Genomic DNA, 19475 nt, shown 5'->3' with positions numbered 1-19475 from the left:
TGTGCGTACTGGATCAGTTGGTGGGGTCGAGGGCCCGGTGGGCCACGGCCAGCAGGGCGGGCCGCAGCTCCTCGTCGGGGAGGTCGGCGAACTCGGCGCACGCCTCCGGTATCCCGGCAAGGACCACCAGCGCGGCGATCCGCGCCGCCGGACGGTCGGAGTGGCCGGCGAACGCGGCGAGCAGCCGTTCGGAGATCTGCTGGATGTGCGCGAAGGCGGGCTGCTGGAGCAGGTCGGGGAACTCGCCGCGGAGCAGCGCGATCTCCCGCCGGAAGCGGACCGCGAGGTCAACGAAGCCCTCGGCGGCGACCCGCTGGGCCGCCGGCCCGGTGTGCCCGGCGATCCGTTCGTCGAGCGCCTGGAGCACCCCGATGGCCGGGGCCATCAGCTCGCCGAGCAGGGCTTCCTTGTTGGCGAAGTGGTAGAGCACCGTGGCCTTGGAACAGCCCACCTCGCGGGCGATGTCCTGCAGGGAGGTGCCCTTGTAGCCGGTGACGGCGAACCGCCGCGCCGCCGCGGCGAGAATGTCTTGGTGGGTCTCCGGTACCGCCCGTGCCATGTCATCCAGCATGCCTGACCGATCGGTCAGCACCTGACCGATCGGTCAGACGGATCGGGTGGTATTCGCCACAGGGCTCAGTCGCCGGCGGTGCCGGTCCAGTCGGCCAGCCACTCGCCCGACCAGGTCAGCGTGCCGGCGCGCAGCTCTGCCGCGAGTCGCCGGACCCAGTCCAGCTCGGTACGCAGCAGCGCCAGCCGGTACTCGTCCTCGATCAGGAAGAGGCGGGGCAGCTCCACCGCCGCCAGCACCGCCTCGCGCTCGCGCAGTCGGCCGGCGAGCGTCTCGGCCCGCCGTTCGAGCTGCCGGGTCGCCGCGGCCGGCGGCAGGATCGGCAGGAACGACAGCGCTGCGGGGAACTCCGGGAACTCCCGCGCGGGGGTGGCGAGCGCGTCGGCGAGCCACTCGTCCAGGGTGCGCCGTCCCTCGTCTGTGAGTTCGTAGACGGTGCGCTCCGGGCGGCGCTCGTCGCGGGCGGTGTGCGCCACCCGGATCAGCTCGTCCCGACGTAGCCGGTCGATGGTCTGGTAGATGCTGTTGCGCTGCGCGACGTTGACCACGTCCTGCTTGTCGCGCTCCCGGATCAGCTGCTGCATCCGGTACGCGTGCATCGGCTCCTCGACCAGGAGCGCCAGCACCATCATCGCCAGCGGGGAGCGACGGTACGCGCGGGCGGCCATGCCATCACCTTAGGTGACGGGGTTCCGATCAATGGTCATTCTATGTATAGTCATCTTATGACTAAGGCTCTCATCATCGGTGCCGGCCTGGCCGGGCCGGTCACCGCCATGGCCCTGCGCCGCGCCGGGATCGACGCGGTGGTGCACGAGGCGTACGAGCGGGACGCGGTCGGCGTCGGCGCGTTCCTCACCCTCTCGGTCAACGGCGTCGACGCGCTGCGCGCGATCGGACTCGACGGCCTGGTGGCCGGGCTGGGCCACCCGACGCCCCGGATGGCGCTGCACAACCACCGGGGCCGTCGCCTCGGCGAGTTCGGCACCAGCGGCACCCGGACCCGCGGCTTCGGCAGCAGCACGGTCGGCCGCTCCGACCTCTACCGGGCGTTGCGGGACGAGGCGCTGCGCCGGGGCGTCGAGATCGTGCACGGCGCCCGGCTGGTGGACGCCGAGCCGGTCGGCTCGGGAGTGCGGGCCCGCTTCGCCGACGGCCGGGTCGCCGAGGGGGACCTGCTGGTCGGGGCGGACGGGCTGCGCTCGCGAACCCGGACGATCATCGACCCGGCGGCGCCCGCCCCCCGCTACGTGCCGCTGCTGAACGCCGGCGGGTTCGCCCGGGGGCTGCCGCTGCCCGGCGAGCGCGGGGTGATGCACATGGTCTTCGGCAGGCGGTGCTTCTTCGGCTGGATGGTGGTGGGCGAGGACGAGGTGTGGTGGTTCGCCAACCCGCCGCAGCCCACCGAGCTGACCCGCGAACAGCTCGCCGCGATCAGCCCGGAGCAGGCCCGGTCCCGGCTTCGCGAACTGCTCGCCGACGACGCCGGCCCGGCGCTGGCGATCATCGACCGGACCGAGCGGATCGAGTACGGCTGGCCGACGTACGACCTGCCGTCGGTGCCGGTCTGGCACCGGGACCGGATGGTCCTCGTCGGCGACGCGGCGCACACCGCGGCGCCGTCGTCCGGGCAGGGGGCGGCGATGGCGTTCGAGGACGCCGTCCAGCTCGCCCGCTGCCTGCGCGACCGGCCGGACGTCCCGGCGGCGTTCGAGGCGTACGAGGGGCTGCGTCGGCGGCGGGTGGAGCGGGTGGTCGCGCAGGGGAAGCGGACCAGCACGACCAAGGTGGCCGGACCGGTCGGCCGGGTGGTCCGCGACCTCGCCCTGCCGATCATCGCCCGGCAGGTGGCCCGGGACGACGGCAGGTCGCTGGCCTGGCTCTACGACCACCACATCGACTGGGACGCGCCGGTGAAGGAGTGACTCAACCGGTCGACGCGCCGTGCTCCCGGTCGTACGCGGCCCGGGCCTCGGTGATCGCCACGCGGTGCCGTTCCGCCCAGGCCGTCAGCGCGACCAGCGACTCGTAGAGCTCCAGCGCCATCGGGGTGGCGGTGTACTCCACCTTCGGTGGCACGGTCGGGTAGACCTCCCGGTGCAGCAGGCCGTCGCGTTCCAGGTTGCGCAAGGTCAGCGTGAGCATCCGCCGGCTGATCCCCTCGACCTGCCGTTCCAGCTCGGTGAAGCGGACCGGTCCCTGGCTGGCGGCGACCAGGATGCCGATGCTCCACTTCCCGCCCACCCGGTCCAGCGCCTCGCGGACGGTGCAGGCCCGGGCCTGTCCGGCCGTGATGGACACACATCTGTTCCCCTGGGACACCAAAGTGCCTCCTTCCGCTCCGGCTCATGGTCACAGACGATGACCTCGGTAACAAACCGTGCACCAAGGAGGCTTTTCCATGACGGGGACCCATCGGTGGTCGGCGCTGCTGGTGCTCTGCGCCGGCAGTCTGATGATCATCCTGGACGGCAGCATCGTCGCCGTGGCGCTGCCGACGATCCAGCGCGACCTCGGCTTCTCCACCTCGGGCCTGGCCTGGGTGGTGAACGCCTACCTGGTCGCCTTCGGCGGACTGCTGCTGCTGGGCGGACGACTCGGCGACCTGGCCGGCCGGCGGCGGGTGTTCCTCGCCGGGGTCGCGCTCTTCACCCTCGCCTCGCTGGCCTGCGTGCTGGCGGCCGGTCCGGCGACGCTCGTCGTGGCCCGCTTCCTCCAGGGCGCCGGCGGGGCGCTCGCCACCGCGGTCGGGCTCGGCATGGTCGTCGCGCTCTTCCCCGCCCCGGCCGAACGGGCCCGGGCCATCGCGGTGTTCAGCTTCACCGGGGCGGCCGGCGCCTCGCTCGGCCTGCTGGCCGGCGGCTTCCTCACCGAACTGGCCGGTTGGCGGTCGATCTTCCTGATCAACCTGCCGATCGGGCTGCTGATCGTCGCCGGGGCGCTGCGGCGGGTACCCGCCGACCGGGGCCTCGGGCTGGCGGCGGGGCTGGACCTGACCGGCACGGTGCTGGTCACCGCCGGCCTGATGGCCACCGTGGTCGCCGTCGTCGGCACCGGCGAGCACGGCTGGACCTCGCCCCGGACCCTCGGCGCCGCCGGACTGGCCGTCGCCCTGCTCGGGGGGTTCGCGTTCCGGCAGGCGGTCGCCGCCGTCCCGCTGTTGCCGCCCCGGATCCTGCGGACGCCGGACCTGGTCGCCGCCAACCTGGTGCAGTTCCTGACCGTCGCCGCGTTCTTCGGCTTCCAGTTCCTGCTGGCCCTCGACCTGCAACTGGTCCTCGGCCTCGGCCCGGCCGCCACCGGGCTGGCCTTCCTGCCCACCCCGGTGCTGATCGCGGTGGTCTCGCTCGGCCTGGCCGGCCGGCTGATCGCCCGCTTCGGCGGGCGGGCGGTGCTGCTCACCGGACTGGGGCTCGCCGTCGTCGGCTTCCTGCTGCTGGCCCGACTGCCGGTTGACGGGCACTACCCGACCGAGGTGCTCCCCGCGACGCTGGTCTTCGGCGTGGCCGGCGGGCTGGCCCTGCCGGCGGTCACCACGCTCGCCATGGCCGGCGCGGCCCCGGCCGACGCCGGACTCGCCTCGGGGCTGGCCAACACCACCCAGCAGGTCGGCGGCGCGCTCGGGCTGGCCGCGCTGGCCACCCTCGCCGCCCACCGGGCTGGCGGGCTACGCGGCGCCGGCTGGTCCGAGGTGGAGGCCCTGGCCGGCGGCTACCGGGCGGCGTTCGGCGCGGCCGCCGCGCTGGTCACGGTCGCGTTGCTGGTCGCCGTGGCCACCCTGCGCCGGGCATCCGTGCCGGCGCCCGCCCCGGCGCCCAGCCCGGCCCGCTGATCTGCCCGGCGCGGTCAGGCCGGAGCCCTGGCGGCACCCAGCACCGCGGCCAGCGCCGCCAGGGCCGCCGGATAGGCGAACGAGGGCCCGCCCGCGCCGAGCAGCTCGGTGCGGACACCGCGGTCATCCACCGGCAGCGGCACCACCCGGCCGCCCTGGCGGCGCACCACCTCCCGGTGGAACGGCAGCCCCGGGTCCTCCATCGCCAGCACCGGCCGGCCGGCGTCCCGGAGCACCGTGGTGAGCAGGACGAGGGCCTGGACGTACCCGGTGGTGACCACGATCCGCTCCGGGTCGGCCAGCACGCCCCGGGCCCGACAACGCCGAAATCGGCCCGGTCCATCGGCACGGGATTGGAGCTTGGGGGCGGGCCGCCCGCCGGCCGATAATCGGGGTCATGACCGACTCCCGTCCCGCTGCCGCGCTGCGTGCCCTGCACCGCCCCGGCGACCCGTTGATCCTGCCGAACGCCTGGGACGCCGGGTCGGCCCGGGCGGTCGCGACCGCCGGTTTCCCGGCGGTCGCCACCAGCAGCGCCGCCGTCGCCGAGTCGCTCGGCCACGCCGACGGCGAGGCCACCCCGGTCGACGAGATGCTCGACGCGGTGGCCCGGGTGGTCCGATCGGTCCCGGTCCCGGTCACCGCCGACCTGGAGCGCGGGTACGGGCTGCGCCCGGTGGAGCTGGTCGACCGGCTGCTCGCCACCGGGGCGGCCGGGCTCAACCTGGAGGACTCCGACCCGCGTACGGGGGAGCTCTGCGACGTGGACGAGCAGGCCGGGCTGCTCGCGGCCGTCCGGGCGGCGGCCGGGCCGGACCTGGTGGTCAACGCCCGGGTGGACGTCTTCGTGCGCGCTGCCGGCGACCACGCCGCGGGGTTCGACGAGGCGGTCCGCCGGGCCCGGCGCTACCGGGCGGCCGGCGCCGACTGCGTCTACCCGATCGTGCTGGCCGACCCGGAGCTGATCGGGCGGTTCGTGGCGGCGGTCGGCGGCCCGGTGAACGTGCTGCTGCGCCCCGGCACGCCCGGGGTGGCGGAGCTGGCCCGGCTCGGGGTGGCCCGGGTCAGCCTCGGCTCCGGCGTGTACGCCGCCGCCCGCCGCCGCGCCGCCGCGATGCTGACCGCGCTGGCCGCCGGCGACGACCCGTTCGCCGGCTGACCGCCGCGTCGGGTTGCCCCGGACCGGTACGGGCGGCAAGGTGGGCGGATGAGCGGGGCGGACGAGACCCGGGACGGGGTCGCACTGACCAACCTGGACCAACCGCTGCTCGCCGGCGGCGACGTCAGCAAGCGGGACCTGGTCGACTACCTGGACGGGGTGCGTGACCGGATCCTGCCCGGCCTGCGGGACCGGCCGCTCTCGGTGATCCGGCTGCTGCGCGGGCAGGACCCGTTCATGCAGAAGAACCTGCCGAAGTACACCCCGGAGTGGGTCCGCCGCACGTCGGTCTGGGCGGAGGCGTCGCGCCGGCAGGTGTCGTACGCGCTCTGCGACGACCGGCGCACCCTGCTCTGGTTCGCCAACCAGCGGGCGATCGAGTACCACCCGACGCTGGGCACGGCGAGCCACCTCGACCGTCCGACCCATCTGGTGCTCGACCTCGACCCGCCGGAGGGGGACGCGTTCGGCACGGTCGTCCGGGCCGCCGAGCTGGTCCGGCGGGCGCTCGCCGGGGTCGGCCTGACCGGAGCGGTGAAGACCAGCGGCGCGAAGGGCCTGCACGTCTTCGTGCCGGTCGTCGGGGAGACCACCGCGGAGGAGACGGCCGCGGCCACCCGGGCCCTCGCCGTGCACACCGAGCGGCTCGACCCGGCGCTGGCCACCACCGCCTTCATCCGGGAGGACCGGGGCGGCCGGGTCTTCGTCGACCCGACCCGGGCCGGCGGGGCGACGGTGGTCGCCGCGTACAGCCCCCGGATCCGGCCCGGACTGCCGGTCTCGTTCCCGGTGGCCTGGGACGACCTGCCCGCGGTGACGCCGGCCGACTTCACCGTGCGGACGGTCCCGGCGCTGGTCGCCGAGCAGGATCCGTGGGCCGCGGCGATGCCCGCGCCGCAGCGGCTCCCCGACGACCTGGTGGCCGAGGGGCGAACCATCCCGGTGGCCCGGGTGCAGGCCATGCACGAGGGCAGGCGCCGGGCCCGGGCCCGCCGGGAGGGCGGCTGAGAACCCGCCCCACCCGAACTGGTCCTCCCGGACGACCGAACCGCGCCGGCCGGGGCGCTGCCGAGGTCAGACCGGCGGGCCGGGCGGCTCGATCCCCGGCTGGCCCGCGACGCTGGCGTTGAGCGGGTCCGCGAGCAGTTTGTCGAAGGCCAGTTCGGCGGCGCCGATCAGGGGGGCGTCGCCGCCGAGCGCCGCCGCCCGCAGCCGTACGTGCTCGCGGGAGGCGGGCAGCGCCATTTCGTCCAGGCGGCGGCGGACCGTGTCCGCGCCGGCGGTGTAGACCTCGCGCAGGTAACCGCCGAACACGACGGTGTCCGGGTTGACCACGTTGACCAGGTTGGCCACGCCGAAGCCGAGCCAGTCGGCGACCTGCTGGACCGCCGCCCGGGCGGTGGGCTCGCCGTCGGCGGCCGCGTGCAGGACCTCGGCGACCGCGCCGCGCTCCGCCGGGTCCCGGCCGGCGTGCCGCAGCAGCGCCGCCTCGGCGATCTCGGTCTCCCAGCAGCCGCGTGAGCCGCACCCACAGGGCAGGCCGTCCCGGTTGACCACCATGTGGCCGACCTTGCCGCTGTGCCCCCGGTGGCCGACGACCAGCCGGCCGCCGATGATGATGCCGGCGCTGACGCCGAGGTCCCCGTGCAGGTAGATGAGGTCGTTGATGCCGGCCGCCACGCCTCGCACGTGTTCGGCGAGGCCGGCGAGGTCGGCCATGTCGGCGGCGACGAAACCCGGGCCGGCGGCGAACTCGGCCCCGAGCGCGGTGCCGAGCGTCTCGTCGGCGCCCCCGACGCGGATCCGTCCGTCGGGGTCGCGGGTGGTGTCGGTCACGGCAACCACGCCGCCCACGAACACGGCGTCCGGGGCGACGGAGCGTTCCATGTCGCGGACCATGTCGGCCAGTGGGCCGACGGCGTCGAAGGACGACATGCCGCAGGGGCGGCCGACCGCGCGCAGGTCGAGGATGCGACCGCCGAGGCCGATGCGGGCGGCACGCAGCCGGTCCGCCTCGATGGTCAGCGCGTGCGCGTAGACGCGGTCGGAGCGGGGGCTCACCACCAGCGAGGGACGCCCGGCGCGGCGGGCGGTGGTCGGCGCCTCCTCGGTGACGAGGCCGGTGGCGGCGAGGTCGGCCGCCAGCGCGCCGATGGTGCTGCGGTTGAGGCCGAGCCGGCTGGTCAGCTCGGCCCGGGAGGTCGGACCGTGCACGTGGACGTGGCGCAGCAGGGCACCGAGGTTCTGCCGGCGGATCTCCTCCTGGCTGGCGCCGGGCACCGACGGCTCGGGGAACGCCGGGTTGCGGCCGGGCCGGGGGACGCCGGACCGCACGGGTGTCGCCACGGTCGGGCCTCCTTCCGGGTCGGTCGTCGGGCGCCATGACGACGAAGGGTCCCGGAATGAGGATTCCGGGACCCGACGGTCGTTGCTAACCAGCCTGTGGTGCTTACTTGGTGAGCGGCGAGAGCTTCGGGTCGTTCGCGTACGCCTCAGCCGCGTTCGCCTTGGTGACGGCGACCGGCGGGAGCAGGTACGTGTCCACGACCTTGCTGCCGTTGTTGTAGGACTTGGTGTCGTTCACCTCGGGGGCGTTACCGGCCTGCAGGGACTTCACCATGGTGATGGTCTGCTTGACCAGGGTCCGGGTGTCCTTGTTGATCGTCATGTACTGCTCGCCAGCCATGATCGACTTGACCGACTCGACCTCGGAGTCCTGGCCGGTGACGACCGGGACGGTCTTGCCGGCACCCTTGATCGAGGTGATGATCGCGCGGCCCAGCGTGTCGTTCGGGGAGAGCACGCCGTCCAGCTCCTTGCTGCCGTAGGTCGAGGTCAGCAGCTGGTCCATGCGGGCCTGCGCACCCTCGGCCTTCCAGCCCTGGATGGCGGTCTGCTTGACGTCGGTCTGCTTCGAGGCGACGACAACGTTGCCCTTTTCGATCTCCGGCTTGAGCACGCTCATCGCGCCGTTGAAGAAGACACCGGCGTTGTTGTCGTCCGGCGAGCCGGAGAAGAGCTCGATGTTGTACGGGCCGTTCGGCTTCTTGGCCTTCATGCCGTCCAGCAGGGCCTGGCCCTGGAGCTGGCCGACCTTGAAGTTGTCGAACGCGACGTAGTAGTCGAGGTCCGGCGTGTTGGTGATCAGCCGGTCGTACGCGATGACCTTCACGCCGGCGGCGTGCGCGGCGGCGACCTGGGTCGACAGCTGCGCGGCGTCGGTCGCGCCGATGACGATGACCTTGGCGCCCTTGGTGACCATGGCGGTGATCTGCGCCTGCTGGTCGGCGACGGTGGTCGACGCGCCCGCGTACTGCACGTCGCTCTTGAAGCCGGCCTCCTTCAGGCCGTTGGTGAACAGGTCACCGGCGAGAACCCAGTTCTCGGAGGTCTTGGACGGCAGGGCGACACCGATCAGGGAGTCCGCCGCGAAGCCCTTGGCCTGGGCGCCCGAGTCGCCGGACTTTGCATCACGGCCGGAGCCGCAGGCGGTCAGAGCCAGCGCCGCGATGGCGCCAACGGCCACCGACTTGCCAATGAGATTGCGCATAACTAGGCAGTGCCCTTCTAAAGAGAGGTGATACGGGGGAGAGGTCGGTGGCCGTCAGCCGGGCACCGACGTCCGGGCGGGCTCGTGGTCCGCTGCGGACGATGACGTGGGCCTGGCGGGTGCGTCACGGCGGAACGTTCGGGTGATGCTGCCGATGACGGAGAAGCGTCCCTGGCTCTTGTTGTAGACGTCGAGCGCGACGGCCAGCAGCAGGACCAGGCCCTTGATGATCTGAACGCGGTCGGTGCCGACGCCCAGAAGCTGCAGGCCGTTGTTGAGCACGGCCATGACCAGACCACCGACGATCGAGCCGCTGATGGTGCCGATACCGCCGGAGACGGCCGCGCCACCGATGAAGACCGCGGCGATCGCGTCCAGTTCCCAGCCGTTGCCGTCCTGCGGCCCGGAGGCCGCCGAACGGGCCACGAAGATCATGCCGGCCAGTGCGGCCAGGACCGACATGTTCATCATGACGAGGAAGTTGACCCGCTTCAGCTTCACGCCGGAGAGCTCGGCTGCCCGGGAGTTGCCGCCGACCGCGTAGATGTGCCGGCCGCCCGGGGTGTTGCGGGTGTAGAAGGAGTAGGCGATGACCAGCGCCACCAGGATGATCCCGGAGACCGGGAAGCTGGTGCCGACGCGGCCGCTGGCGAAGCGCAGGGCGGCGAAGACGATCACGCCGACCATGACGGCCATCCGCAGCACCGAGATCCACATCGGGGCGGGATCGGCGTCCATCTCCCGGCGGGTCTTGCGAGACTGGAACTCGCGCCACACCACGGCCACGCACGCCGCCAGGCCGAGCAGCAGCGTCAGGTTGTTGTAGCCCGTGCTCGGCCCGACCTCGGGCAGGAACCCGGAGCCGATCACCCGGAAGCCCTCGGGCACCGGGATCGTGTTCGCGTTGCCGATGAACTGGTTGCCGCCGCGGAAGAGCAGCATGCCGGCCAGGGTGACGATGAACGCCGGCACCCCGATGTAGGCCACCCAGAAGCCCTGCCAGGCGCCGATCACCGCGCCGATCGCGAGGCCGAAGAGGATGGCGACGGGCCAGGGCAGCGACCATTCCGCCATCGACTTGGCCACCAGGATGCCGGCGATGGCGGCGACCGAACCGACCGACAGGTCGATGTGCCCGGCGACGATCACCATCAGCATGCCGATGGCCAGGATGAGGATGTACGAGTTCTGCTGGAACAGCGCGATCAGGTTGTCCGATCGCAGGGTCAGGCCGTCGGTCAGGATCTGGAACAGGACGACGATCGCGACCAGGGTGAAGATCATCCCGAACTGACGGGCGTTGGACGTGGTGCCTCCGAAGAGGTTCTTCTGCAGGTCCTTGAATCGGCTCATCGTGTCTGCATCTTCTTCGTCGAGGTCATCTGCTTCATGAGGGTCTCCGGGTCCGCGTCCTCCCGGGCGATCTCGCCGGTGATGGAGCCTTCGAACACGGTGTAGATGCGGTCGCAGAGCCCGATCAACTCAGGCAGTTCCGAGGAGATGACGACGACGCCCTTCCCCTGGTCGGCGAGCCGCTGGATGATGCCGTAGATCTCGTACTTCGCGCCCACGTCGATGCCGCGGGTCGGTTCGTCGAGGATCAGCAGGTCCGGGTCCGTGAACATCCACTTCGCCAGCACGACCTTCTGCTGGTTGCCGCCCGAGAGCTTGGAGACGCTCTCGTCGACCGTCGGGGCCTTGGTCCGCAGTTCCCTGCGGTACGCCTCGGCCGCCTGGTACTCCTCGACCTGGTCGAGGACGCCGTGGTGCGTGATCTTGGACAGCTTGGCGGCCACCGTGGACGCCTTGATGTCGTCGAGCAGGTTGAGGCCGATCGCCTTGCGGTCCTCGCTGACGTACGCGAGCCCGTGGGCGATCGCGTCCGCCACCGACTTCAGCACGATCTGCTTGCCGTCCTTGACGACCGTGCCCGACTCGTACACGCCGTACGAGCGGCCGAAGACGCTCATCGCCAGCTCGGTGCGGCCCGCACCCATCAGGCCGGCGAAGCCGACGATCTCGCCGCGGCGGACGACGAAGTTCTCGTTCTTGCAGACCTGCCGCTCGGCGGAGATCGGGTGCCGGACGTTCCAGTCGCGGACCTCGAAGAAGACCTCGCCGATCTTCGGCGTGTGGTCCGGGAACCGGCTGCTCAGCTCGCGGCCGACCATGCCCCGCACGATCCGGTCCTCGTCGACGCCGTCCGCCTTGATGTTCAAGGTCTCGACCGTCCTGCCGTCGCGCAGGATGGTGATCTCGTCGGCGATCGCCTCGATCTCGTTCAGCTTGTGCGAGATCATGATCGAGGTGATGCCGCGCGAGCGGAAGCCGCGCAGCAGGTCCAGCAGGTGCCGGGAGTCGGCCTCGTTCAGCGCGGCGGTCGGCTCGTCCAGGATGAGCAGCTTCACGTCCTTGGCGAACGCCTTGGCGATCTCCACCAGCTGCTGCTTGCCGACACCGATGTCCTTGACCAGCGTGTCCGGGTTCTCCTGCAGGCCGACCCGGGCCATCAGGTCCAGCGCCATCCGGTTCGCGGACTTCCAGTCGATCGCACCGCGCTTGCGCGGCTCGTTGCCGAGGAAGATGTTCTCGGCGATCGACATGTGCGGGATGAGTGCGAGCTCCTGGTGGATGATCACGATGCCCGCGTGCTCGCTCGCCCGGATGTCGGAGAAGCGGGTCTCTTTGCTCTGGTAGAAGATCTGACCGTCGTAGGTGCCGTACGGGTAGACCCCGCTGAGGACCTTCATCAGCGTGGACTTGCCGGCACCGTTCTCACCGCAGATGGCGTGGATCTCGCCGGCGCGCACCAACAGGTTGACGTCGGAGAGGGCCTTGACTCCGGGAAACTCTTTGGTGATGGAACGCATCTCCAAGAGGATGGGCGCGTCGTTCATCGGTCGCACCACCTCGCCAACGTCATGGATGCCTCCGGGGGGATGGCTTCAACGTTTTTGTTGTCGACGGCAACGTATTCCGGTCTGAAGGCCATTCGCAAGTGCTGGGAGGCGTACGCAGGTAACAATCCGGCAATGTTGGTGTGCGCTGCGTCACCAAGCCGTCACGCAGCCCTCACCAGCCACTGCGGCATCCCACGCCCCGTCCGCCGGGCCCCACCGGCGTGCGGGCGGCGGGGACCGGGCGCATCGTCCGGCGGTCGGGCAGACGTGTCACACGAGAAACGCCCCGGCGTTCGCCGGGGCGTTTCTCGTTCGTTTTGTTGTGCCCCCGGCAGGATTCGAACCTGCGCCACCGCCTCCGGAGGGCGGTGCTCTATCCCCTGAGCTACGGGGGCTCAGCGACCCGAGAAGAGTAGCAAACCCCCTCCGGGATCGCCCAATTGGTATCTGGCGGCCCGCGATGCGTCGCTACGGGGTGCCGAACTCCGCCCGGCACCCCTCCCGGCACCGATCGCCGGCCCGGTCGGGCGGAGCTGGTCAGGCGGCGACCAGGGCGCGGCCGCAGCTGGGCAGCGGGTGCAGGACGATTCTGCGGGGCAGCCGGCGCGGCCACTCGTTCCTCGGCCAGGAGCCGTCCACGATCAGGTGCACCGTCCGCTCCTCGGCGCCGCTCAGCCGCAGCACGAAGTCGCGGGGGAGCGGCGGGTCGACCGAGGGCGTGGTGATCATGAAGCGCACCCGGCCCCGGGACGAGACCGCGGAGACCACGTCCGCCGCCGGCATGGTGCCGCGCAGCCGTACCCGGCCGATCCAGTAGACCTCGGCGAGGTGTTCCTGGGCGGCACGGGTGATGACCGCGTACTCGCCGCGTACCCACCGCTCGACTGCGCCGACGCAGAGCCCGCAGGCACGCTCCCGGGGCTCCCGCGGACCCAACCCCCAGGCCCGCAGGTACGCCCCGACCGTGCCGGCGTCCATGGTCAGGTCGAACCGGCGCTGGATGAGGGTGGTCAGGCTCTGTCGCGTCCAGAGCTCCTCGTCCAGGCCGACCTCGTCGGGGTGGACGCCCCGCAGCACGTCGATCAGTTCGAGTTCCTGTTCGCGGCTGAGCGTTCCCGACTCGCCCTGCCGCTGTCCGCGACGGACGGCTGCCACCGCCCCGTCACCGCCGATGGTGTGGCGCCGGCACCAGCTGGTGACCGAACGCCCTGCGTCTCTGAGTGCAACCCCCACGTCCTGCGCAACGAGCCCGAATCGCAACTGGTCACGATATGTGTGGAGAAAAGTATCCAAGCAACGTAATCGGTCGGACAACCCAAACCGTTATAAAGCGGCATAACTGGACGCGTGCCCGCTGGAGACGCCGAGGCCCGCGTCGCGGACGACGCGGGCCTCGGTGCGGGACGTACGACGGGTCAGCCGCCCAGGCGCTTGAGCGCCGCCTGGAGGTTCGTGAGATCCGTCTGCTGGGTGTTCTTCATGGTCTGCGCGACCTTCAGCACGTCGTCGTCGTGACCCTCGTCGAGGATGCCCTGGATCATGTGGATCCCGCCGAGGTGGTGCCGGATCATCATCTGGAGGAAGAGCAGGTCGAACTCGTGCCCGCGCGCCTCGCTCAGCTTCGTGATCTCCGCCGGGGTGGCCATGCCGGGCATCAGCCCGTCCTTCACCGACCCGGCGCCGTCCGGCATCCAGGCCATCGCCGGCTGGTCGCCGGTCGGGTCCAGCTTCCACAACCGCAGCCAGGTCTGCATGGTGCCGATCTCACCCTGCTGACCGGTGGCGATGTCGCCACCGACCTGGCGTACCTCGGTGTCCTGGCCCTGCTGGAAGGCCATCAGCCCCATCTGCACCGCCTGGGCGTGGTGGGTGCTCATGTCCCGGGCGAAACCCGCCTCGGCCGAGTTCTGGCCCGGCCGGGTGACGGTCGGGGTGAGCAGGCCGCCCGCGTACCCGAGGAGGAGGCCGACCACGACGGCGGCGGCCAACGCCAGCGTGCCGAAGCGGCGCGCGGACCCCCGGCCGCCGTCGGCGGTGACCGGGGTCTCGTCGGGCGCGGTGTCCGTCGTGACGGGAGCAGTCATCGGTGTCCTTACTGAGTCGGCTGCTCAGGCGTCTGCTGGCCGAGGTCACGCGGCGTGGTGCCGGTCGCGGTGACGCCCTGGGCGCAGTTGGCGTTCGGGCCCTCGATGGAGGCGTTGACCCGCAGCGTCTTGATGAACTCGTCGATCCGGCTGTCGTCGGCGTTGTCCACCTTGAGCTGGTAGCCCCAGGCCTGCAGCGAGATCGGCTTGTCCAGCCCGTCGAACGGGCTGAGCATCAGCTTCTCCTTGCCCTGGACCTTGGACTTGAGCTTGGCCACCTGGTCCGCCGACAGGTCCGGGCGGTAGGTGATCCAGACCGTGCCGTGCTCCAGGCTGTGCACCGCGTGCTCGTTGGCGATCGGGGCGTCGTAGACGTCGCCCATGCAGTTCTGCCAGGCCGGGTTGTGCGGTCCGGCGACCGGCGGGAGGACGTCGTACTTGATCACGCCCTGCTGGTGCTTGCCACCCTCGACGAGCGCCTTGTCCTTCTTGCGGAAGTCGACGATGCCGCTGATCGCGTCCGCCCGCTTGTCCCACGGCTTGGAGCCCTGGATCGACGCGTACGCGCCGTAGCCGATGATGCCGGCCGCGAGTACGCCGACGGCGACGAAGAGCGCGATCGGACCCCACGAGCGGCCCTGGCTCACCTTGACCGGCGCGATCGGCTTGCGGCCCTTGCCGCCGGCGGTCTGCCGCGGGGTGCCCTTGCCGGCCCCGGCCTTGCCGCCGGACGGCTTGTCGGCAGCGGCCGGCCGGCCGGCGGCCGGCTTCTTGCCGGTGCTGACCACGGTCGGACGGCGTTCCGGGCCACCCGGGGTGCTGATGCTCATCGTTCCTCGTCAGGTCGGTCGGGCAGGGAGCCGGCGGGCAGGTTCACATGCTGGGTCGCCGCCGCGGTGCCCGAGTCTACCCCCGATAACATGGTTCGGTGACTCCCGCAGAACTCGCCGAGGTCGTCCTCTCCGCAGCCCACGCCGTCTTCATCGACCGGGGGCTGGATCCGTCCGCGCTGCCCGCGCAGACCGTCGTCGAGCGACCCCGCAACCCCGAGCACGGCGACTACGCCTCGACGCTGGCGCTGCAGCTCAGCAAGAAGGTGGGTGTGCCCCCGCGGGAGCTGGCCGCCGCCCTGGCCGAGCGGCTCGGTCGGACGCCGGGCATCAAGTCGGTGGAGATCGCCGGCCCGGGCTTCCTCAACATCCGGCTCGACGCGGCCGCCGCCGGGCAGCTCGCCAAGGTGATCGTCGAGGCCGGCCCGGAGTACGGCCGCAGCGACACCCTCGCCGGTCAGAAGATCAACCTGGAGTTCGTCTCGGCGAACCCGACCGGCCCGGTGCACATCGGCGGGGTCCGCTGGGCCGCCGTCGGCGACGCGCTCAGCCGGCTGCTCCGCGCCACCGGGGCGGAGGTCGGCACCGAGTACTACTTCAACGACGCCGGCTCCCAGATCGACCGGTTCGCCCGGTCCCTGCTCGCCGCCGCCAAGGGCGAGCCGGCCCCGGAGGACGGCTACGGCGGGGCGTACCTCGCGGAGATCGCCGACGAGGTGGTCGAGCGCCGGCCGGACGTGCGGGAAAAGGACGACGCGGCCGCTCAGGAGGTGTTCCGGGTCGAGGGCGTCGCGCTGATGTTCGACGAGATCCGCTCCTCGCTGCGGCAGTTCGGGGTCGAGTTCGACACCTACTTCAACGAGAAGGACCTGCACGACCGGGGCGAGCTGGACCTCGCCCTCAACCGGCTGCGCGAGCAGGGGCACGTCTACGAGGCCGACGGCGCGACCTGGCTGCGCACCACCGACTTCGGCGACGACAAGGACCGGGTGCTGCGCAAGTCCAACGGCGAGTGGACCTACTTCGCCGCCGACTGCGCGTACTACCTCGACAAGCGCGAGCGCGGCTTCGAGCGCGTCGTGATCATGCTGGGTGCCGACCATCACGGCTACCTCGGCCGGATGAAGGCGATGGCCGCCTGCTTCGGCGACGACCCGGAGCGCAACCTGGAGATCCTCATCGGCCAGCTGGTCAACCTGGTCCGGGACGGCGTCCCGGTGCGGATGAGCAAGCGGGCCGGCACCGTGGTCACCCTGGAGGACCTGGTCGACGCGATCGGGGTGGACGCCGCCCGGTACGCGCTCGCCCGCTACTCCAGCGACTCGCCGATCGACATCGACGTCGAGCTGTGGACCCGGGCCACCCGCGACAACCCGATCTACTACGTGCAGTACGTCGCGGCGCGGACGGCCGGCGTGGCCCGCAATGCCGCCGAGGTCGGCCTGACCCGGGGCGACGCCGACGACTTCCGGCCCGAGCTGCTGGCCCACGAGAAGGAGAACGAGCTGCTCAAGGCGCTCGCCGAGTTCCCCGCCGTGGTCGCCACCGCCGCCGAGCTGCGCCAGCCGCACCGGGTGGCCCACTACCTCGAGGAGAGCGTGGCGCAGTCGTACCACCGGTTCTACGACAACTGCCGGGTGCTGCCCCAGGGCGATGAGGAGATCACCGACCAGCACCGGGCCCGGCTCTGGCTCAACGACGCCACCCGCACGGTGATCGCCAACGGCCTGCACCTGCTCGGCGTCTCGGCCCCCGAGAGGATGTAGCTTCCCCATGCGTGCTCATGAGGCCGGTGCCCTGCACGGTGACATCGGCAGCCGGCCACCCTGGCTGCGTCCGCCGGGCGAGGTCAACGCCCTGGTGCCGCAGCTCTGGCCGCGCAACGTCACCCGGGCCGCCGACGGCGCGCTCGCCGTCGCGGGGCTCGGCGTCCGCGACCTCGCCGCGGAGTACGGCACCCCGGTGTACGTGCTGGACGAGGACGACCTGCGGTCGCGCTGCCGGGAGTTCCGGGCCGCCTTCCCGGACGCCGACGTCTACTACGCCGGCAAGGCGTTCCTCTGCCGGGCGGTGGTCCGGATGATCGCCGAGGAGGGCATGTTCCTCGACGTCTGCACCGGCGGCGAGCTGGCCACCGCACTGTCGGCCGGGATGCCGCCGGAGCGGATCGGCTTCCACGGCAACAACAAGTCCGTGGCCGAGCTGGGCCGGGCGCTGGACGCCGGGGTGGGCCGGATCATCCTCGACTCGTTCGCCGAGATCGACCGGCTCACCGCGCTGGCCCGCGCGCGGGGGGTACGCCCCAGGGTGCTGATCCGGGTCACCGTCGGCGTGGAGGCGCACACCCACGAGTTCATCGCCACCGCGCACGAGGACCAGAAGTTCGGCTTCTCCCTCGCCGGCGGGGCGGCGGCCGCCGCCGCGTTCCAGGTCATCGACGAGGACGTGCTGGAGCTGCGCGGGCTGCACTCGCACATCGGCTCGCAGATCTTCGACGCCAACGGCTTCGAGGTCTCCGCCCGCCGGGTGCTCGGCCTCCAGGCGCAGATCCGCGACGCCCGCGGGGTGGAGCTGCCCGAGCTGGACCTGGGCGGCGGCTTCGGCATCGCGTACACCACCCAGGACGACCCGGCTTCCCCGCCCGACCTGGCCAAGCGGCTCCGCAAGATCGTGGACGGGGAGTGCGCGGCCGAGCAGCTGGCCGTGCCGCACCTCTCCATCGAGCCCGGCCGGGCCATCGTCGGGCCCGCCGTCTTCACCCTCTACGAGGTCGGCACGGTCAAGGACGTCGATGGCATCCGGACGTACGTGAGCGTGGACGGCGGGATGAGCGACAACATCCGGACCGCGCTCTACGACGCGTCGTACTCGGCGACGATGGCGAACCGGGCCTCGACGGCGGAGCCGATGCTCGCCCGCGTGGTGGGAAAGCACTGTGAGTCCGGGGACATCGTGGTGAAGGATGAATTCCTGCCCGCCGACGTGCAGCCCGGAGATCTTGTCGCGGTGCCCGGCACCGGGGCCTACTGCCGGAGCATGGCCAGCAACTACAACCATGTCCCGCGGCCCCCGGTCGTCGCCGTCCGCGACGGCCGGGCCCGTCTGGTCGTTCGACGGGAGACCGAAGAGGACCTGCTCGCATTGGATGTCGGATGAGCTCACCTGTGCGCCTGGCGCTGCTCGGCTGCGGCACCGTCGGCAGCAACGTGGTGCGGCTGCTGCACGAGCAGTCGGCCGACCTCGCCGCCCGGATCGGCGCCCCGCTGGAGATCGCCGGCATCGCCGTCCGCCGGCTCGGCCGGGACCGCGGCGACCTGCCCGTCGACCCCGCCCTCTTCACCACCGACCCGCTCGGCCTGATCAAGCGGGACGACGTCGACATCGTGGTGGAGGTCGTCGGCGGCATCGAGCCGGCCCGGGGCTGGCTGGTCGAGGCGTTGCGCGCCGGCAAGAGCGTGGTCACCGCCAACAAGGCGCTGCTCGCCGAGGACGGCGCGACGCTGCACGACGCGGCCGCCGAGGGCGGGGCCGACCTCTACTACGAGGCGTCCGTCGCGGGTGCGATCCCGCTGCTGCGCCCGCTGCGCGAGTCGCTGCACGGCGACCGGATCAACCGGGTCACCGGCATCGTCAACGGCACCACCAACTTCATCCTCTCCGCGATGGACGCCACCGGCGCCGGCTTCGCCGAGGCCCTGGAGGAGGCCACCGAGCTCGGGTACGCCGAGGCGGACCCGACGGCCGACGTGGAGGGCTTCGACGCCGCCGCCAAGGCCGCCATCCTCGCGTCGCTGGCGTTCCACACCAGGGTCGGCGCCGCCGACGTGCACCGCGAGGGCATCACCGAGGTGACCGCCGCCGACGTGGCCAGCGCCAAGGCGATGGGCTGCACCATCAAGCTGCTCTGCATCGCCGCCCGGGGCGCGGACGCCGCCGGCCGGGAGTCGGTCAGCGTCCGGGTGCACCCGGCGATGATCCCGCTCAGCCACCCGCTGGCCGGCGTCGGCGACGCGTTCAACGCGGTCTTCGTCGAGGCGGAGGCGGCCGGGCAGCTGATGTTCTACGGCCGTGGGGCGGGCGGCGCGCCGACCGCCAGCGCCGTCCTCGGCGACCTGGTGGCCGTGGCCCGCAACCGGCTCGCCGGGGTGCACGCGGCCAGCGAGTCGGCGTACGCGGACCTGGCCGTGCGGCCGATGGGGGAGGCGCTGACCCGCTACCACATCAGCCTCGACGTGGCCGACCGTCCCGGTGTGCTGGAGGCGGTGGCCGGGGTGTTCGCCCGGCACGAGGTCTCCATCGCCACGGTGCGGCAGGGCCCGGCGGGCGGCGGCCCGGCCGGCCGGGGCCAGGACGCCGAGCTGGTCATCGTCACGCACGTGGCGCCGGACGCCGCGCTCGCGGCCACCGTCCGCGCGCTGCGCGGGCTGGAGATCGTCCGCTCGGTGACGAGCGTGCTGCGGGTCGAGGGCGGCCAGTAGGCCATGTCCCGTCAGGTGGTTGAGGGCGGGTGCGCCGGGCGGCGGCCCGGGACGCTGGTCCAGGCTTGACG

Annotated in this window: 18 protein-coding genes and 1 tRNA gene; 7 read left to right on the top strand and 12 right to left on the bottom strand. The window is 72.1% G+C overall.

Features of this window, described 5'->3' with window-relative positions:
- Window positions 1-13: 13 nt before the first annotated feature.
- Both SLP03_RS12915 and SLP03_RS12910 read right to left on the bottom strand, forming a co-directional pair.
- Entirely contained in the window at window positions 14-559 is a 546-nt protein-coding gene (locus tag SLP03_RS12915) for a helix-turn-helix domain-containing protein (protein ID WP_319460811.1), read from the bottom strand.
- Window positions 560-636: 77 nt separating this feature from the next.
- The gene (locus SLP03_RS12910; RefSeq protein WP_319460810.1) at window positions 637-1239 is read right to left on the bottom strand and encodes a PadR family transcriptional regulator; all 603 of its coding nucleotides are present in this window, start codon (window positions 1237-1239) and stop codon (window positions 637-639) included.
- Window positions 1240-1296: 57 nt separating this feature from the next.
- Here SLP03_RS12910 and SLP03_RS12905 point away from each other — a divergent pair, with 57 nt between their 5' ends.
- A complete protein-coding gene (locus tag SLP03_RS12905; RefSeq protein WP_319460809.1) occupies window positions 1297-2496 on the top strand; it encodes an NAD(P)/FAD-dependent oxidoreductase in 1200 nt (399 codons plus the stop codon).
- A 1-nt stretch (window position 2497) separates the two neighbouring features.
- Here the strand turns inward: SLP03_RS12905 and SLP03_RS12900 are convergent, their stop codons facing one another.
- Window positions 2498-2872 (bottom strand): helix-turn-helix domain-containing protein, encoded by a 375-nt coding sequence (locus tag SLP03_RS12900; RefSeq protein WP_319460808.1) that lies wholly within the window; start codon window positions 2870-2872, stop codon window positions 2498-2500.
- Window positions 2873-2972: 100 nt separating this feature from the next.
- On the opposite strand from SLP03_RS12900, the gene SLP03_RS12895 reads away from it, so the two are divergent.
- Window positions 2973-4403, top strand: a complete 1431-nt coding sequence (locus SLP03_RS12895) for an MFS transporter (RefSeq protein WP_319460807.1) — start codon at window positions 2973-2975, stop codon at window positions 4401-4403.
- Window positions 4404-4417: 14 nt separating this feature from the next.
- Here the strand turns inward: SLP03_RS12895 and SLP03_RS12890 are convergent, their stop codons facing one another.
- Window positions 4418-4708: a hypothetical protein gene (locus SLP03_RS12890; protein WP_319460806.1), complete on the bottom strand. Its 291-nt coding sequence runs from the start codon at window positions 4706-4708 to the stop codon at window positions 4418-4420.
- A gap of 92 nt (window positions 4709-4800) precedes the next feature.
- Here SLP03_RS12890 and SLP03_RS12885 point away from each other — a divergent pair, with 92 nt between their 5' ends.
- Both SLP03_RS12885 and SLP03_RS12880 read left to right on the top strand, forming a co-directional pair.
- Window positions 4801-5562: an isocitrate lyase/phosphoenolpyruvate mutase family protein gene (locus SLP03_RS12885; protein ID WP_319460805.1), complete on the top strand. Its 762-nt coding sequence runs from the start codon at window positions 4801-4803 to the stop codon at window positions 5560-5562.
- A 48-nt stretch (window positions 5563-5610) separates the two neighbouring features.
- Window positions 5611-6570, top strand: coding sequence for an ATP-dependent DNA ligase (locus tag SLP03_RS12880; protein ID WP_319460804.1), 960 nt, complete (start codon window positions 5611-5613; stop codon window positions 6568-6570).
- Window positions 6571-6636: 66 nt separating this feature from the next.
- Here the strand turns inward: SLP03_RS12880 and SLP03_RS12875 are convergent, their stop codons facing one another.
- From SLP03_RS12875 to SLP03_RS12840, 8 genes are all read right to left on the bottom strand, one after another.
- Window positions 6637-7896 (bottom strand): ROK family transcriptional regulator, encoded by a 1260-nt coding sequence (locus SLP03_RS12875; protein ID WP_413644514.1) that lies wholly within the window; start codon window positions 7894-7896, stop codon window positions 6637-6639.
- Between the two features lie 115 nt (window positions 7897-8011).
- Window positions 8012-9112: a sugar-binding protein gene (locus SLP03_RS12870; protein ID WP_319460803.1), complete on the bottom strand. Its 1101-nt coding sequence runs from the start codon at window positions 9110-9112 to the stop codon at window positions 8012-8014.
- 54 nt (window positions 9113-9166) lie between these two features.
- Complete coding sequence (gene mmsB / locus SLP03_RS12865) at window positions 9167-10465, bottom strand: multiple monosaccharide ABC transporter permease (RefSeq protein WP_319460802.1); 1299 nt, start codon at window positions 10463-10465, stop codon at window positions 9167-9169.
- On the bottom strand, window positions 10462-12009 hold the full coding sequence (gene mmsA / locus SLP03_RS12860; RefSeq protein WP_319460801.1) for a multiple monosaccharide ABC transporter ATP-binding protein: 1548 nt from the start codon (window positions 12007-12009) through the stop codon (window positions 10462-10464). The genes mmsB and mmsA overlap by 4 nt, the downstream gene beginning before the upstream one ends.
- Window positions 12010-12335: 326 nt before the next feature.
- Window positions 12336-12407 (bottom strand) — tRNA-Arg (locus SLP03_RS12855).
- 142 nt (window positions 12408-12549) lie between these two features.
- Window positions 12550-13245 carry a winged helix-turn-helix domain-containing protein gene (locus SLP03_RS12850; protein WP_319460837.1) on the bottom strand — a complete coding sequence of 232 codons (696 nt, stop codon included), beginning with the start codon at window positions 13243-13245 and terminating at the stop codon, window positions 12550-12552.
- A gap of 182 nt (window positions 13246-13427) precedes the next feature.
- Window positions 13428-14096 (bottom strand): DUF305 domain-containing protein, encoded by a 669-nt coding sequence (locus SLP03_RS12845; protein WP_319460800.1) that lies wholly within the window; start codon window positions 14094-14096, stop codon window positions 13428-13430.
- Between the two features lie 8 nt (window positions 14097-14104).
- Complete coding sequence (locus SLP03_RS12840; protein WP_319460799.1) at window positions 14105-14926, bottom strand: DUF3105 domain-containing protein; 822 nt, start codon at window positions 14924-14926, stop codon at window positions 14105-14107.
- A 98-nt stretch (window positions 14927-15024) separates the two neighbouring features.
- On the opposite strand from SLP03_RS12840, the gene argS reads away from it, so the two are divergent.
- From argS to SLP03_RS12825, 3 genes are read left to right on the top strand one after another with little or no spacing between them, the layout of a single operon-like run.
- Window positions 15025-16692 carry an arginine--tRNA ligase gene (gene argS / locus SLP03_RS12835; RefSeq protein ID WP_319460798.1) on the top strand — a complete coding sequence of 556 codons (1668 nt, stop codon included), beginning with the start codon at window positions 15025-15027 and terminating at the stop codon, window positions 16690-16692.
- A gap of 7 nt (window positions 16693-16699) precedes the next feature.
- Window positions 16700-18082, top strand: coding sequence for a diaminopimelate decarboxylase (gene lysA / locus SLP03_RS12830; protein ID WP_319460797.1), 1383 nt, complete (start codon window positions 16700-16702; stop codon window positions 18080-18082).
- An 8-nt stretch (window positions 18083-18090) separates the two neighbouring features.
- A complete protein-coding gene (locus SLP03_RS12825; RefSeq protein WP_319460836.1) occupies window positions 18091-19404 on the top strand; it encodes a homoserine dehydrogenase in 1314 nt (437 codons plus the stop codon).
- Window positions 19405-19475: the final 71 nt, after the last annotated feature.

Source organism: Micromonospora sp. RTP1Z1, from assembly GCF_033804685.1.
Lineage (GTDB): Bacteria > Actinomycetota > Actinomycetes > Mycobacteriales > Micromonosporaceae > Micromonospora.
Note: the sequence above shows the minus strand (reverse complement) of the source record. Positions and strands in the feature narration are given on the sequence as shown.

Bases quoted from the DNA above. Each gene is read 5' to 3' on its own strand.
- SLP03_RS12895 (WP_319460807.1), top strand. From the start codon at position 2,973: ATGACGGGGACCCATCGGTGGTCGGCGCTGCTGGTGCTCTGCGCCGGC.
- SLP03_RS12880 (WP_319460804.1), top strand. From the start codon at position 5,611: ATGAGCGGGGCGGACGAGACCCGGGACGGGGTCGCACTGACCAACCTG.
- SLP03_RS12885 (WP_319460805.1), top strand. From the start codon at position 4,801: ATGACCGACTCCCGTCCCGCTGCCGCGCTGCGTGCCCTGCACCGCCCC.
- lysA (WP_319460797.1), top strand. From the start codon at position 16,700: ATGCGTGCTCATGAGGCCGGTGCCCTGCACGGTGACATCGGCAGCCGG.
- SLP03_RS12915 (WP_319460811.1), bottom strand. From the start codon at position 559: ATGGCACGGGCGGTACCGGAGACCCACCAAGACATTCTCGCCGCGGCG.
- SLP03_RS12845 (WP_319460800.1), bottom strand. From the start codon at position 14,096: ATGACTGCTCCCGTCACGACGGACACCGCGCCCGACGAGACCCCGGTC.
- SLP03_RS12910 (WP_319460810.1), bottom strand. From the start codon at position 1,239: ATGGCCGCCCGCGCGTACCGTCGCTCCCCGCTGGCGATGATGGTGCTG.
- mmsB (WP_319460802.1), bottom strand. From the start codon at position 10,465: ATGAGCCGATTCAAGGACCTGCAGAAGAACCTCTTCGGAGGCACCACG.
- SLP03_RS12905 (WP_319460809.1), top strand. From the start codon at position 1,297: ATGACTAAGGCTCTCATCATCGGTGCCGGCCTGGCCGGGCCGGTCACC.
- SLP03_RS12870 (WP_319460803.1), bottom strand. From the start codon at position 9,112: ATGCGCAATCTCATTGGCAAGTCGGTGGCCGTTGGCGCCATCGCGGCG.
- mmsA (WP_319460801.1), bottom strand. From the start codon at position 12,009: ATGAACGACGCGCCCATCCTCTTGGAGATGCGTTCCATCACCAAAGAG.
- SLP03_RS12840 (WP_319460799.1), bottom strand. From the start codon at position 14,926: ATGAGCATCAGCACCCCGGGTGGCCCGGAACGCCGTCCGACCGTGGTC.